Origin of the sequence: Rickettsia sp. Tenjiku01, from assembly GCF_001653015.1 — a bacterium.
In the GTDB taxonomy this organism is placed as follows: Bacteria; Pseudomonadota; Alphaproteobacteria; order Rickettsiales; family Rickettsiaceae; genus Rickettsia; species Rickettsia rickettsii.
In genome coordinates this window covers 115,680-130,949 of the sequence record NZ_BCMR01000008.1, presented here as the reverse complement: position 1 = coordinate 130,949, position 15,270 = coordinate 115,680, and the positions used below count along the sequence as shown (strand labels likewise).

Here is a 15,270-nt window from a genome sequence, read left to right as displayed (position 1 = left end):
GGTAATGTAGTTAAAGAACTTGGGCTTTCTAAAGCTATAAAAAGACATGATCAGGATAATATAGAGCTGTGCAACTAGCTTTAAAGGACTCTATTTTATTTATTGAATCTTTATATACAAACCGTGATGATATATTGAATGAAAAAAACGATTTTTACGTGCAGGATGAAAAGGGTGAAAATAGTAATATTGTCTAATGTTAATCTCTTCTGACACAGAATAAATGTAAAATCAGATAAGCAGCAATTGCCACTCTCCTAAGAATCGTGTATGCTGGTTTTCCCGCACACAGCTCAAACCTTAATGCACATGTGATGAGTTTCTTTTGAGTCGGCTCACGCTTTTCAAAATATTTCTTATATGCCGGATCATATATTGTAGTATCCATTTTAACTTTCACATGTCTTACAATCGGTAAATATTTCATTTTGAGTCTCTTTAGTCATACTCTTAGGTTCATCTAGTGACATAGATGGTTGCCTAGCGGAAACAACTCTTTGATACAACCTCGTTGTCACAAACTATTATATGGCTTTTCGGTTATTTAGGTATATGTTAAATATTGCTGAATATCATAGAAAGTACTAAAAAACACAAAATTTCCTTTCATATATACTTTAGTGTTTTTATAATGGCATACAAAAATATACTGCTTCTTTAAATTTATAGGAATGATTTGAAAATAGTGAATTAGTAAAAGCTACTTGGATTAATGATTATCAGCTAATTACTGTTCATGAAATTCCTGATGAAAAATTGACAGAAAATACTTGGTCCGGAATTTTATAATTTTTTATGAAGCACATTCATACACAAGATTTGTTAAAGAGATGGTAAGAAATAGCAGACCTTTTACCTATATTTGCTGAGGTTAATATAGGGATTGATTATATAGAGTTAATTTTATTCTACATTTTGACCAAACTCGGTCAAAATGATATAATAGAAATAGAAAAAATACTTAAATCACAATTAATATAGCCAAAAATTTAATCACAGCTGGTGTAAAAACTGATTTAATAGCTACCTCAACCGGATTAAAGAAGGAAGAGGCTGAAAAACTTAAATAAATTACTTATACATGTATTTATTATCATTTATATTAGGAGGATTAAACATATTACTCCGTCAATTACATTTATCAATTCGCTCTATAGAGTTTTATAAAGATGTATATAAAAAATATCAAGGGTACGGAATAAGATATGTATTTACCTTATCTTTTATTCCATCAATAATTTATTGTATTTTTATATTAAATTACATAATAACTTTAAAAGATTATTTTAACGGAATACAATCATCAAAAGTTACAGCCAACATTGAATATATTATCAATCAATTACCGAAAATTAAATATAATAATTCAAACATTTCAGTTGAAGAAGTAGAGCCTATATATTTATATAGCAAGAATAACAAAAAAATAGTCGTCATTGATACAAAAAATCAAGTTTCTAACAAAGAAAAAAGCAAAATACCGTTTGTACTTGAAGAGAATAAGCTGAAGATAAATTTAATTGTAGCCAATACTAAGAAAAATTTCCCAAGTACTGTTAACTATTCTGAGATATTCAAGCAAAATGAAGTAATTTTAACTCCTGAAATAATAAAAAAATATTTTGCCGATCATTTATTATATGCACCAAATTTATTTATTTATTTTGGTATGCCGGCTATTATATTATTTTGGTTTGTAACATTCTTATTAGAGAGAAGTATTATAGTTTTGTTAGTATATAGCTTAACTAATTTACTTACTACTAAAACTTCAATACAAACTTCTATAAGGTTAGTAATGTTTTCAAGTGGAGTCCCGATAATATTACAACCGGTTATTATTATATTAATACCGGAATTAAGCATATTATTACAGCTACTACAAATGTTTACAACTTGTTTAGTATTTGTCGCTATTTGGCAAATTAACAAGAACCTATCACACTATATGTAAGAAAAATCAGTTATCATATAATATGTGATTTTAAATCCTCAATTTACTAAAAAAACAGCCTATTATTAAAGAAATAAAAGTTTTTATTGTTAAAATGAAACCTAAAGTTATTTTTTATAAATTTAGGTAATTTAAATGGGTAAGAAAAAAAGAAAGTAAGGTTTGCAGAAGAGCCGCAAGTTAAGGAATTTTCACAAGATAAAGAAGCACCAGAAGTAGACCTTATAAGAGGAAGAGTAATTAATATTTATGATAAAGGCGGCTACTTAAAGCCGGATCAATTGGTAATTCATGAACGAGAAGCTATTGGAGTAAAAAATGTTGAAGTAAAGAGCAATCTAAATTTCTTTCAACAAATTTTCAGTAGGTCTTATATAAGGACACAAAAACAATCAAAGAAGAATTTACTTATACTATCGGCGATATACAAGGAATATTAAAGAATAACGGTAATAATTCTGAAGAAATTAGAAAATTTGCTGATAAAAATAGAGATATTCAAATTGCAGATATTGACGGTATCGGTATTGGTAATTTCAAGCATCAGGGTAAAATACAAATTAATTCAAAGTTTGGACTAAGTAATGAAAAAATTATTCTTTATAAGGATGGTCAATTAGCTGCTATTGCAAGAAAAGGTCCACTTATAAATCACGAAGGAGAGCCTTTATACAAAGATAACTGAGTCCAAAAAGATAATACAGTTTATCTAGTTGGAGATGTCGGAAGAAATATTGATACACCTTTTAGAGATCTCAAAACTAGAGCTAGAGATAATTGGAATAGATTAATAAAGAAATTTAAGCATGCTTTAATACCGGAACATGAGTTAGGAAAATTAAACGATACAATAGTAGATTCTGTAAGAGTTAAAGTAGTTCATCCAAATCTAAAACTTGCAGAACATCATCTTCAAGAAATAGCTCAAGGTAAACAAATATGGGATGGGCATGAATTTAAAATATTACGTATGGGACCAGAAAAAAATCACCAATTATTCTATGATACCTCCTCTCAAAGATTACTTGATACTAACGGTACAGTAGCTTCTACTATCGGTAAAGAAAGTAAAAGCATGAATAATGTTCAAGCATTTGTAATGGGAGAGGATGGAACAATTTATATGGGTACTCATAAAAATCAATATTTGCCAAATACTAAAAATCTTGTTCACGGTTCATTTTTAAGTGGAAAGCCTGCGGAAGCAGCAGGAGTTATAGGTATAAATGATAGGAGAAAAATTGATTACCTTTGTAATAATAGCGGTCATTATCAACCTGAAGCTTTAGATATGTACTGTGCTGTAAAAAAATACAAGAAACTATGCCCGGTGCTTTAGATAAAAATTGTCAAATCGATATTCAAGGGCATCTACGAATACTTGTTACTGATTTTGTAAAAAATATGGAAACCAAAGTAGGTTTCAGAACAAATGCTAAAACTCATTATGAAAAACTAAGAGAGGAAAGAATAGAGAAAATTAAAAATTATCAAACTAATTTAAAAAATATTGCTGCTTCTTCAAAACCTAAAGCTAGAAATAGAACAACAAACAAAGGGCGTGGATAATAAATTAACTATTTATAATTAAATGTCATTCCTGCGAAAGCAGGCATCCAGCTAAATGTCATACTCCAGCATTGTTGCGTGGATTGGTAAAACCCATTATGTCACCTAGTTCGCTTGACCACTGGGACCATAAAAATAATTTAAAGTACTAATTAATATTTAATTGGGTCCCGCTACAAGCTTGCGGGATGATGACAAAGCAATTTTGGATTCCCGCTTCTAGCTAGGAATGATATCGAAGGTGTTTTTTGCACCATGCAACAACGTCCCTAGGGCAATGTTGGATTAACACTTATTTATAATATTCTCTCCTTCTTTTCTACTGCTACTAGTTTTTACACAATTAAATTTTAGTTTATATTAACAAGCTAATTTTTTATTAAATAATATAATTATATACTTGACTAAATTACTTGGGTATTGTAGATATAAAACAATTTTCAGTTTGAATAGGTTGGTTATATGATGCTGACGACGAAAGGAAGATATGCCGTAATGGCAATACTTGAAATGGCTTCAAAATCAAGTGCCGAACCGGTCACTTTGAATGAAATGTCCGTAAAACAAAATATATCGCTTAACTATTTAGAGCAGATATTTTCTAAACTTAAAAAAGCTGATCTAGTTAAGGCTATTAGAGGATCGAAAGGTGGGTATATTTTAATCGGTAACCTAGAAGAAATAAAAATTTCCGATATTATGGATGCCGTTAACGAAAATTTTATAATGACTACCTGCTATAAGAAGTCAGTTAAAACTTGCGTGCATGATACAAGAAAATGTAATTCGCATAAATTATGGCAAGGTCTTGGTAAGCATATTAGAGATTATTTTGAAAATATCTCAATTAAAGATGCTTTAAACTCAAATTTAAATATATGATATATTTAGACCATAATGCTACTACTTTTATCGACCCTAGAGTTAAGGAATTCATAATAAGTTTAATGGACAAGGAGCTTAACCCTTCATCAGCACATAGCTCAGGTAGATTTGCTAAGAATCTCATAGAAACGGTACGCGCACAAATAGCGACGGCTCTTGGTATAACCTTATCATCTAGAGAATATGATATTACTTTTACTTCATCAGGGACTGAAGGTAATAATTTAATAATGAAAAATTTTTATGACGGCGATATTTTTATTTCAGCTATTGAACATTTATCGATCTATAACCATATAAACTACGCTCCAAATATTAAAGTTATAAGTGTTAATACGCAAGGGCTAGTTGATTTAGAACATTTAGAAGAGTTGTTAGCTCAAAGTAATACTAGTAAAAAACTAGTTTCCATAATAATGGCTAATAATGAAAGCGGAGTTTTACAAGATATAGCTGAGATAGGTAAAATAACTAAAAAATATGAGGCAAAATTTCATAGCGATTTAGTGCAAGGTTTTGGCAGAATACCAATAAATATCAAAGAATTAGGATTAGATTTTGCTACAATTTCAGGGCATAAAATAGGAGGGGGACAGGGTGGTGCTGCTTTAATTTCTAGCTCTAATTTTCAAGTTACTCCAATGATTATAGGAGGAGGGCAGGAAAAATCAGTACGCTCAGGCACTGAAAATGTTTTAGCAATTGCAGGATTTGGTTTAGCTTCTGCATTGAGGACAGACAATATCTCAGAAAATTATATAAAAATCAAAAAGTTACAAGAAAATTTAGAGAAAAAATTAAAAAGATATCCTAATGTAAATATTGTGAGTAATAACGTAGCTAGGTTGCCTAATACTACCTTAATTACTATACCAAATACGGATGCACAAGCGAAATTAATCGGGTTTGATTTACATAATATTTGTGTAAGTTCCGGTTCTGCTTGTTCATCGGGAAAAATATCTAAATCGCATGTATTAACCAATATGGGTGTAGGGGAAGAAGAAGCAAAATCTTCGATTAGGATATCTTTAAGCCATACTAATACGGTAAGTGATATAGAGACTTTTATAGAGGCTTTTGAGGAGATTTATGATATCATTCCTAGCTAAAGCGTTGTTGCACGGCTCCGTTTATGTCATTCCTGCGGAAGCGGGAATGACATCGATGACTGTTTAAACTATACCAAAACATGCATTAATTTAACCATATGAACCCACAATTAAACAATTTAACCTTACCGATATATATGGATTATCAGGCGACGACTCCAATAGATCCAAGAGTAATGGAAGCAATGTTGCCTTATTTTACTACCAAGTTCGGTAATCCTCATTCACGCAGCCATTCTTTCGGTTGGGAGGCAGAAAACGCTGTTGAAGAGGCAAGGAGTATGGTAGCAAAGTTAATAGGAGCGGATACTAAAGAAATTATTTTCACTTCCGGTGCAACTGAGTCTAACAATCTTGCAATAAAGGGAATAGCAAAATTTTACAGCAATAAAAAGAATCATATTATTACCGTAGTCAGTGAACATAAATGCGTACTTGATGCTTGCAGGCATTTAGAGCAAGAAGGTATAAAAATCACATACTTACCGATTAAGCCAAATGGAATAATCGATTTAGAAACTCTAAAAAATGCCATTACCGATCAGACTATGTTAGTTTCAGTTATGGTGGTTAATAATGAAATAGGTGTTGTTCAGCCTTTAAAGGAAATTGGGAAAATTTGCCGTGAAAAGGGCGTTTTTTTTCATTCCGATATTGCTCAAGGTTTTGGTAAAATTCCAATTGATGTTAACGCATTTAATATTGATCTTGCCAGTATCTCAGGGCATAAAATTTACGGTCCGAAAGGAATAGGTGCATTATATGTAAGAAAAAAACCTCGTGTGCGTGTTACACCGCTCATAAACGGTGGCGGGCAGGAGAGAGGTATGCGTTCAGGTACGCTACCGACTCCTTTAATCGTAGGGCTTGGCATGGCTGCTGAAATAGCGTATAGTGAGATGGACAAAGATACTAAGCACGTAAATTACTTATTCGACAGGTTTTTAAATAATATACATAAGCGAATTTCAGAAGTTTATTTAAACGGCGATAAAAATCAAAGATATAAAGGTAATTTAAATTTAAGCTTTGCCGGAGTTGAAGGAGAATCAATGATCCTTGCCATTAAAGATTTAGCGGTTTCCTCCGGTTCTGCTTGTACTTCTGCCTCTTTAGAGCCGTCATATGTTTTACGTTCTATGGGAATCGGTGAAGAGCTTGCCCATACTGCAATTAGGTTCGGCATAGGTAGATTTACTACCGAGCAGGAAGTTGACTACGCAGTAAATTTAATATGCTCAAAAATCGATAAACTAAGGGAATTAAGCCCTCTTTGGGAAATGATGCAAGAGGGAATTGATTTGAAAAAGATTAAATGGGCTGTACATTGAGAATATCGGCATTGCGAGCAGCCGTAGGCTGCGTGGCAATCTTGTCAAATATCCTGAGATTGCTTCGTCAAAACTTGCAGTTTTTCCTCGCAATAACGGCTCAGGTATTCACGCAAGTATAACATACAAAACCAAATTTTAGAGAATAACAATGGCTTATAGCAAAAAAGTGATAGATCATTATGAAAATCCTCGTAATGTTGGATCACTTGATAAAGAAAATAAAAATGTTGGTACAGGGCTAGTTGGAGCTCCTGCTTGCGGTGACGTTATGAAGTTACAAATCGCAGTTGATGATGACGGGATTATTACAGATGCTAAATTTAAAACATTCGGCTGCGGTTCAGCTATTGCTTCAAGTTCTTTAGTAACGGAGTGGGTTAAAGGAAGAGCGGTAGAAGATGCCGAGACTATTAAAAATACCGAAATAGCAAAAGAATTGTCACTTCCACCGGTCAAATTACATTGCTCACTACTTGCTGAAGATGCAATAAAAGCAGCTATAGCCGATTACAAACAGAAAAAAGAAAGCAAAAAAGACTCTTAAAATATGAAAAATGTTATTTCATTAACCGATTCTGCTTCAAAGCAAGTAAAATTGCTAATAGAAAAACGCGCCAAGCCTACCTTTGGTATTAGGGTAGGGGTTAAGTCAGGTGGTTGTGCCGGTCAGACTTATTACGTGGAATATGCCGATAGTAAAAATCAATTCGATGAAGTAGTTGAAGAAAAGGGCGTACGGATACTAATCGACCCAAAGGCATTAATGTATATTCTAGGTTCTGAAATGGACTATGTAGAGACTAAATTCAAATCCCAATTCACTTTCACCAATCCTAACGAAAAAGCTAATTGCGGCTGCGGCAAATCTTTTAGCGTGTAACACTTTAGAATCAATAAAGGTTTTAAAGTATGTTTAACTGGGTTTATAATAAAATATTCTCTTATCCTCCACCTAATATTGAAAGCTTACGAAAAGCACTAGAGGAAAGAATTGATTTCTTTTCTCCGCTTAATACAGAAGAATAAGGAAAGAAGGGCTGAAATTAGACTTATGAGAGATGCTGATATCGAAAATGATAAAAAGTCTATTCTAGAAGCAATAGTAAAAAAGGACAAATTATTTTAGAACCCTATACAGAAATACCTTTAAAAGAAAGTGGGCTATTTAATTACAAAAAGGTTTTAACGCAATTAAATAACGGTATTAAAGATACTGCTAAAGGGCAAGTTAAATTTATAGAAGATTTCAGTAAATATTTAGATGAGGACTTTGAAAATTCTTTTTACTATTCAAGCTAGTAAAGATTTGGAAGAACTCGAAAATAATAAAGGATTAGAAAAACGTTTAAAAGCAGTAAAAAAACACTGGCATATCTACATGCAAACCCTCGTCATCCTAGTTTAAATACCCATAAATATAAAAAGCTGAAAATACTACTCCTGCTGCTTATAGAATTTTTTGGTATTATGGACCAAACAAAGATAACACTATTCTAGCAATTACAGCACATCCATAAAAAGTCAATTGCAGTTGACTATTACACCAATAGCTTTATTTTAAGAAACATCATGCAAATCACCGGAAAATGAAATCCCCCAGCCTACTGCGATATGATTAGGATCGCGTATATTAGTATATTTAACTAAATCCTGAACAGGAGTATCATAATTTTGTGAAATTTTTGATAAAGCATCTCCTGATTTCACTGTATAAACTTTAGCGGTGCGATTTGGCATATTAACTCCTAAGATTATTTTTGATAGCTAAAAAAGCTATCAATCTTTTGTTTAGAAATCAAGAGTAAAATAATTATAGTAGTTTTAACTATTGCTAAAAATCATTATTTCAGCTATGTTAAAGCTGTTTCTTTAAATTAGATTAATATGTCACAAAAATTAGGTTTCTGGGCGGTTTTTGCCTTAGTAACCGGCAGTCAAATCGGTACTAGCGTTTTTATATTGCCGTTAAGTTTAGCACCGTTCGGTATATATAGCATTTGGGGCTGGGTACTTTCATTATTTGGTGCTATGAGTATAGCACTTGTATTTTCTACCCTTTGTGCAAAATTTCCTAAAACAGGAGGTCCACACGTTTATGTACGGGAAAATTTCGGGGCTAAAATAGCTTTCTTCACCGGTTGGACTTACTGGGTTATATCCTTTGTCAGTACAAGTATAGTAGTCATTTCGGCAATAGGTTATCTAACGCCTTTTTTTAAATCACAAGCGATTTTAGACTTAATATTACAGATCATATTATTAGGTGCTATTATGGTTTTAAATTTAAAAGGTCCTGAAGTAGCAGGAAAAGCAGAGTTTTATTTAACTCTCTTAAAATTTGTTCCATTGCTTATAGTAGGTTTATGTGCTTTATCACATTTTAATATAGATAATATCACTATTACCGAGGAAGTAGAGAATTTAAGCATTCCGAGCATTATGGGAAGAGTTGTACTTCTTACTTTTTGGGGATTTATCGGCATAGAATGCGCCACTACCACGGCAGGTGCGGTAAAAGATCCGGCAAAAACCATTCCACGAGCCATAATAGTTGGCACTTTTTGCGTAGCAGTGTTATATATTATTAATAGCATAGGTATAATGGGATTAATCCCTGCTTCTGAACTTATCAGTGCTAAAGCTCCTTATGCCGATGCCGCTTCATTATTATTCGGAGGTAAATGGTCAAGCGTAATTACGGTCATAGCCTCGATTATATGTATAGGTACGCTCAATGCTTGGGTGCTAACTAGCGGACAGATAGCTCTTGGGCTTGCAGAAGACGGTTTATTACCGAAATTTTTTGCTAAGAAAAATAGCAATAACGCTCCAACTCACGGAATTATTGTAAGCTGCCTTGGCATTGTGCCGTTATTAGTCTTTACGGCAAATGATAATTTTGCCAAACAGATTACACAAATAATAGATTTCTCGGCAATCACATTCTTATTCGTCTATTTAATTTGTAGCTTAGCTTTTTTAAAGGTGATTTTTAGCTCAAAAGAAAATTTTTCTTATTATTATTTACTTATAGCTATAATATCGATTATCTTTTGTGCATGGGTTATCTATGAAACACCTGTTAAAACTCTGATTATAGCTAGTTCTTTTACTATATTTGGTATTCCTTTGTATTATGGATGGTATAAATGTCATTCCCGTCTATGAGCGTTGCCTAGCTGGATGCTGAGCTGTCATTGCGAGCGACTGCAAGGAGCGTGGCAATCCAGAACAAATAATAAAAAAATTCTGTAAATCAGAATTTTTTAACTGGATTACTTCGTCAATTACTTAAGTAATTTCCTTGCAATGACGGCTCAGCCTCCAAGCGGCAAGAGTACGACATAAGAGATATAAACATGACAAAAATCCGCATTAATCTGCTTAGAAATTTATTTACAGAATATGATATAGACGGTTATATAATTCCGTCTAACGATAAATATATGAGTGAATATGTTCCAAGCTATGCAAAGAGACTTGAATATATAACAGGTTTTACTGGTTCAAACGGTATAGCTATTATATATAAAGATACAGCATTATTCTTTACCGATGGACGTTATTTAGAGCAAGCAAATAAAGAGTTGGATTTAGAGCTTTTTAAGCTTTTTGACTTAAAAGATATATCTAAGTTTGGTAAAGATGCAAAAATAGGATACGATTCTGAATTATTTACTTATCCCACTATATCAAATTTAAAGTTCAATTTTCAGAAGATTAATGGAAATTTAGTTGATAAGATTTGGCCAAATCAGCCGCTAGAGCCAAACTCTAAAGTTTATTTGCATGATATTAAGTTGGCGGGCGTTGGTCATACTGATAAAATAAGTAAATGTCGTGAAATTTTTTTGGATTCCCGCTTTTGCGGGAATGACACCGAGCAATCTGCCTTAGTCATGCTCGATAGCTCCTCCATATGTTGGTTACTAAATTTGCGGGCCAGTGACGTTGCTTATACGCCTTTAATGTTTGCAAAAGTTATACTCACTTCTACACAATTATATTTGTTTATAAATCCTACAAGAATCGATGCCGAAATTATTAATGCTCGTCCTGAAATAACGATTTTACCGGAAGAAGAATTTGAAAATATTTTAATAGATAGCGAGAATAAACATCTTTCCAAACCAGCTTATAGAGAGGAACTTAAAGGAGATACGAAACGCAGCACCGCAGCGTACAAAAGCGTAAGTGAGGATGCGAGTATCGGATCGATGTCTAAATTACCTCTAGAAGCAAAGTGTGGGAAGATGTCTAATATTTTTATTGATGATACTATAGCATCTGTTCATATAATGGACTTAGTAGCTGATAAAAAAGTACAAAAAATTACCGATCCATGCTTAATGCTTAAAGCTTGTAAGAATGATGTAGAAATTAAGCATGCAATCGATTTGCATATTAAAGATGCAGTAGCTTTATGTGAATTTTTTGCTGATCTTTCTCAATGTCATCCCCGTGAAAACGGGAATCCAGAAAAACATAATAACGAATTGACTGAGTATTCCCTCGGTTTAAAGCTTACAGAGCAACGAGCTAAACAAGAGGGATATGTTTCGGATAGTTTTCCTCCTATTTGCGGATTTCAGGAAAATAGTGCTATTATTCATTATAGAGCTGACCAAAAAACTGCTAAAAAAATTGAAGGGCAGGGGATATTACTGATAGATTCCGGCGGTCAGTATCAAGGTGCTACTACCGATATAACTAGAACAATAGTAATAGGTACACCGACAGATGAGCAGAAAAAGCGTTATACGCAAGTACTTAAAGGACATATTGCTTTAGCTAAAGCCAAATTCCCCAAAAATATCATCGCAGGAGCTAATCTTGATATACTCGCTCGGCAATATTTATGGCAAGAAATGCTAGATTATCCACACGGTACAGGGCATGGGGTAGGAAGCTTCTTAAGTGTTCACGAAGGACCGCAAAGCATAAATCTTCTTAATAAAACAATACTTAAAGCAGGTATGATCTTATCTAATGAACCGGGTTTTTATGTTCCTGGACAATATGGTATTAGGATTGAGAATTTGATGTATATAAAAGAAAATAATGGATGGCTTGAGTTTGAGACCTTAAGCCTAGTGCCTTATGCTAGTAAATTGACTGATATGAAACTACTTAATATTGATGAAATAAACTATATCAAGGAATATTATAACAAAATTAGAGCTAAAATTTATGATTTATTATCCACGCAAGCGAGAAATTGGCTTAATAATGAAATAAATTTATATTGACGTTTCCGCTATTTATTGGTATAATGTCTATACATTTCTAATTTTCTACATTGGGACGTCGCCAAGTGGTAAGGCAACGGTTTTTGGTATCGTCATCCGGAGGTTCGAATCCTCCCGCCCCAGCCATTCGTCAATTTTCATTTTTCATTATAAGTAATTGTTCTATAATCTATATTATGGAAAATAAATGATAATTTAGTGATGGTGCATTCGATTGGATTTGAACCAACGACCTTTGCCTTCGGAGGGCAACGCTCTATCCAGCTGAGCTACGAATGCAAATAACTAATAAGAGCGATCCAAAATAAATTTAATAATCGAAAACAAATAGTCTTTATAAATATTCTGAACCGGAATTTTATTTAATAACTTACTTGCTGCATTTTCTAAGTTACTCAAATAATTAACTGTTTCATTGTAAATTTCATGCTTTACCATTAAGTCATGTATTTTTACAAAGTCATCTTTAGTACGCTTATCACATTTAATTATATTTTCAAGCCAACGCTGCTTATCTTGCTCTAACTTATTATATAAAAAAATCAGCGGTAACGTAACTTTGCCTTCTAAGAAATCATCGCCAATATTTTTGCCTACCTGTTTATCATTACCCAAATAATCAAGCAAGTCATCTATAACCTGAAATATCGTACCGAGTAATTTCCCAAAGTCCTGCATATCTTTAGAAATATGGTCTACCTGCTCTGCTATAATAGCTCCAACTGCACAAGCAGTTCCAAATAGTTCGGCGGTTTTAGATTTAACTATTTGCTGATATTCGCCTATAGTTATAATACGTCGTTCATTTAACTTCACTAGCTGTACTACCTCCCCTTCGGAAATAATTGCTGAAGCTTTAGCTAGAACATGCATAGCTTTAATAGAGCCGGAAGCTACCATTAACTTAAAAGACTGACTAAAGAGAAAATCACCCACTAAAATACTTGTTTTACTGCCCCAAATAACGTTAGCCGTAGGTTTGAATCTTCTTAAAGTGCTGTCGTCTACCACATCATCATGAAGCAATGTGGCGGTGTGAATGAATTCAACAGCACTTGCGAGCTTTATATGATTATCGCCTTTATAATCAAACATTTTAGCAGTTATTATAGTTAAAAGCGGACGAATTCTTTTACCTCCTGCTTCTAGTAAATATTTACCGACCTTTTCTATTAACTCTTCATCACTTTTTAAACAGCTAATGATTAAATTGTTTAACTTAGTTACTTCATCTTTTAAATCTTGCTGTATTTTTACTATAATATTCATGGTTGGTATTTTTATAAATTGTTCTGTCATTGCAAGAAAAAATTGAAAATTTTGACGCAGCAATCTCGTGCCAAAATCCTGAGATTGCCACGTTCCTTTCAGTTGCTTGCAATGATGATTAACGAAGTTCATCGAGTATACATTCCTCTAATATTTTTTGATTAACATTAGGAATTAACTCCATAATTTTTTCTTTTACATTTTCACCGGGTTGCACTTTTTTTACTGCTGCTTGATATAAAGATAAATAATATAAAGGTATAAGTTTATTTATATCGTCTATATTACCTATTTTAGCTTTGTTTAAATCGGACAAATCAAACACATACTCAATGCTAGCATCAATTAAATTAGATGAATTCGGGTGATCAGAAATAGTTTTTAAAAATGATTTCAAAGCATTCCCGTATACTTCCTTACTCTCTTCCGAAAAATCTTTAAAATCCCCTACTCCGTATATATATGCACTTAAAACATCTATTATTCTAGAGTAATCATTAATTACTATCGTACCTTTACTGTAAGAATCTTTAAGAGCATTTACTATAGTTTCATTTGTTATATTAAATCCCGATGCGTTTGAATAGAGACTTAAAGCATTTATCTGTGCTCTAGTTAATTTGTTTAATTCAGTTACTAAATTAATATTTAAATTAAAATTATATTCCCTATCTTCAAAAATACTAAAATTATATTGTTTATTATTATTTAAAATATAGCTTAGTTCATTATTAAAATCTTTATATAGCTTATTATCAGAAAGTTTAAATAAATAGGTTTGCTTATCGTAATATTTCTTTATAAATTCTAATGAACCTATTATAAAACCAGGTTTTAGCTTAAATTGCGAATCTACCAAAAGATCAATATTATTATTGCCGAAATCGTTTAACTTACCTTTATATAATAAATTAATATTATTTTCAAAGTTATTACTATTGATTTTTGCATTAGTAACTTCAATTGTTAAATCTTTAGCAATATCTTTAAAATGCACACTACTAGTACTAATCAAGAAATTACCGGAAAATTTGAAATTATTATTCCAAGCGGGTCTATATAATAATAAGCCGGCAGGTATTATTCTATCTTCAAGGTTACTTTGTACTATTTCGGTTTCATAATAAATTGCTAATTTTTGCGGTATGTTATCAAGGAAATCCTGTTTACTTGTATAATACTTACTTTTGTCAAATAACATAGTAAGTATAGTATGATCTTCTTCATATAATTTTTGATTATCGACTAAGTCAAAAATTTCTGTTTTACCGGAAGTAAATTTAATATTTTCTATTAAATTTATAACTTCAAATAAATCTTTTTTAAATCGTACTATTTCAAATAATTTAAAATTTAACGGTATTTTTGTTGATAATATACAGTGCTCATTATAAAATCTTACTCCAAAGCCTCTTTGAACCGGCTTAAATTTTCCGAATGCTTCTCCGGAAAAATGTATAAATAATTTCTGCTTAAGTAAATCATAACCGATATTTATCGGTGTGGTAAATTCAGTTACTCTATTAATACTCTCTTCTTGCCAATTAATTACTGAAATACCTAATTTGAAAGGAAAACCATATGGCTGAACTTTAGAAAACTTAATAAGATATTGCTGATTAGGATTATTATCAGCCTCTTCTATATTAAGGTTGGTACCGGCATATTTTTGATTTATAGAGTGTGATAAAGAGAACATAAGAGTAAACCACAACCCACTATATGCGAGTATAATAAAGATAGTTATAAATAATATTATTTTAAGAATTTTCATCTTTAAATCGGTATTATAGTGTGATTTTCTTTTGTTGTATGGATAAGTTTTTTCGTCATTGCAAGGAAAAATTGAAAATTTTGACGAAACAATCTCAGGAGTTTGTTATTATTTCATGAGATTG

Annotated in this window: 13 protein-coding genes, 2 tRNA genes and 2 pseudogenes; 13 read left to right on the top strand and 4 right to left on the bottom strand. The window is 32.1% G+C overall.

Going from position 1 to position 15,270, the window contains the following annotated elements; all coding sequences use genetic code 11:
- The 9 genes and pseudogenes from TENJIKU01_RS10650 to TENJIKU01_RS03260 all read left to right on the top strand — a co-directional run.
- A pseudogene (locus TENJIKU01_RS10650) lies at window positions 1-197 on the top strand (hypothetical protein); the annotation flags it as partial.
- Window positions 198-1,081: 884 nt separating this feature from the next.
- On the top strand, window positions 1,082-1,954 hold the full coding sequence (locus TENJIKU01_RS03300) for a DUF1189 family protein (RefSeq protein ID WP_064429186.1): 873 nt from the start codon (window positions 1,082-1,084) through the stop codon (window positions 1,952-1,954).
- A 970-nt stretch (window positions 1,955-2,924) separates the two neighbouring features.
- On the top strand, window positions 2,925-3,293 hold the full coding sequence (locus TENJIKU01_RS03290) for a hypothetical protein (protein WP_172795033.1): 369 nt from the start codon (window positions 2,925-2,927) through the stop codon (window positions 3,291-3,293).
- A complete protein-coding gene (locus TENJIKU01_RS03285) occupies window positions 3,278-3,523 on the top strand; it encodes a hypothetical protein (RefSeq protein ID WP_064429185.1) in 246 nt (81 codons plus the stop codon). Before TENJIKU01_RS03290 ends, TENJIKU01_RS03285 begins: the two co-directional genes overlap by 16 nt.
- A 462-nt stretch (window positions 3,524-3,985) precedes the next feature.
- Complete coding sequence (locus TENJIKU01_RS03280; protein WP_064429184.1) at window positions 3,986-4,405, top strand: Fe-S cluster assembly transcription factor; 420 nt, start codon at window positions 3,986-3,988, stop codon at window positions 4,403-4,405.
- On the top strand, window positions 4,402-5,520 hold the full coding sequence (locus tag TENJIKU01_RS03275) for a cysteine desulfurase family protein (RefSeq protein WP_064429183.1): 1,119 nt from the start codon (window positions 4,402-4,404) through the stop codon (window positions 5,518-5,520). The genes TENJIKU01_RS03280 and TENJIKU01_RS03275 overlap by 4 nt, the downstream gene beginning before the upstream one ends.
- Window positions 5,521-5,618: 98 nt before the next feature.
- Window positions 5,619-6,851: an IscS subfamily cysteine desulfurase gene (locus tag TENJIKU01_RS03270; protein WP_064429182.1), complete on the top strand. Its 1,233-nt coding sequence runs from the start codon at window positions 5,619-5,621 to the stop codon at window positions 6,849-6,851.
- A 151-nt stretch (window positions 6,852-7,002) separates the two neighbouring features.
- A complete protein-coding gene (iscU, locus tag TENJIKU01_RS03265) occupies window positions 7,003-7,398 on the top strand; it encodes a Fe-S cluster assembly scaffold IscU (protein WP_064429181.1) in 396 nt (131 codons plus the stop codon).
- Between the two features lie 3 nt (window positions 7,399-7,401).
- Window positions 7,402-7,734 carry an iron-sulfur cluster assembly accessory protein gene (locus TENJIKU01_RS03260; RefSeq protein ID WP_064429180.1) on the top strand — a complete coding sequence of 111 codons (333 nt, stop codon included), beginning with the start codon at window positions 7,402-7,404 and terminating at the stop codon, window positions 7,732-7,734.
- A 677-nt stretch (window positions 7,735-8,411) separates the two neighbouring features.
- Here the strand turns inward: TENJIKU01_RS03260 and TENJIKU01_RS03250 are convergent.
- Complete coding sequence (locus TENJIKU01_RS03250; RefSeq protein WP_014410773.1) at window positions 8,412-8,591, bottom strand: LysM peptidoglycan-binding domain-containing protein; 180 nt, start codon at window positions 8,589-8,591, stop codon at window positions 8,412-8,414.
- Window positions 8,592-8,738: 147 nt separating this feature from the next.
- On the opposite strand from TENJIKU01_RS03250, the gene TENJIKU01_RS03245 reads away from it, so the two are divergent.
- From TENJIKU01_RS03245 to TENJIKU01_RS03235, 4 genes and pseudogenes are all read left to right on the top strand, one after another.
- Window positions 8,739-10,022: an APC family permease gene (locus tag TENJIKU01_RS03245; RefSeq protein WP_064429179.1), complete on the top strand. Its 1,284-nt coding sequence runs from the start codon at window positions 8,739-8,741 to the stop codon at window positions 10,020-10,022.
- Window positions 10,023-10,037: 15 nt separating this feature from the next.
- Window positions 10,038-10,150: pseudogene (locus TENJIKU01_RS08400) on the top strand (lytic transglycosylase domain-containing protein); the annotation flags it as partial.
- A 63-nt stretch (window positions 10,151-10,213) separates the two neighbouring features.
- Entirely contained in the window at window positions 10,214-12,103 is a 1,890-nt protein-coding gene (locus TENJIKU01_RS03240) for an aminopeptidase P family protein (RefSeq protein WP_064429178.1), read from the top strand.
- 51 nt (window positions 12,104-12,154) lie between these two features.
- Window positions 12,155-12,229 (top strand) — tRNA-Gln (locus TENJIKU01_RS03235).
- Window positions 12,230-12,305: 76 nt separating this feature from the next.
- Here the strand turns inward: TENJIKU01_RS03235 and TENJIKU01_RS03230 are convergent.
- The 3 genes from TENJIKU01_RS03230 to TENJIKU01_RS03220 all read right to left on the bottom strand — a co-directional run bounded on the left by TENJIKU01_RS03230 (window position 12,306) and on the right by TENJIKU01_RS03220 (window position 15,146).
- Window positions 12,306-12,382, bottom strand: a tRNA-Arg gene (locus TENJIKU01_RS03230).
- 6 nt (window positions 12,383-12,388) lie between these two features.
- Window positions 12,389-13,372 (bottom strand): polyprenyl synthetase family protein, encoded by a 984-nt coding sequence (locus TENJIKU01_RS03225; protein WP_064429196.1) that lies wholly within the window; start codon window positions 13,370-13,372, stop codon window positions 12,389-12,391.
- A 118-nt stretch (window positions 13,373-13,490) separates the two neighbouring features.
- The gene (locus TENJIKU01_RS03220) at window positions 13,491-15,146 is read right to left on the bottom strand and encodes a hypothetical protein (RefSeq protein ID WP_064429177.1); all 1,656 of its coding nucleotides are present in this window, start codon (window positions 15,144-15,146) and stop codon (window positions 13,491-13,493) included.
- Window positions 15,147-15,270 lie beyond the last annotated feature (124 nt).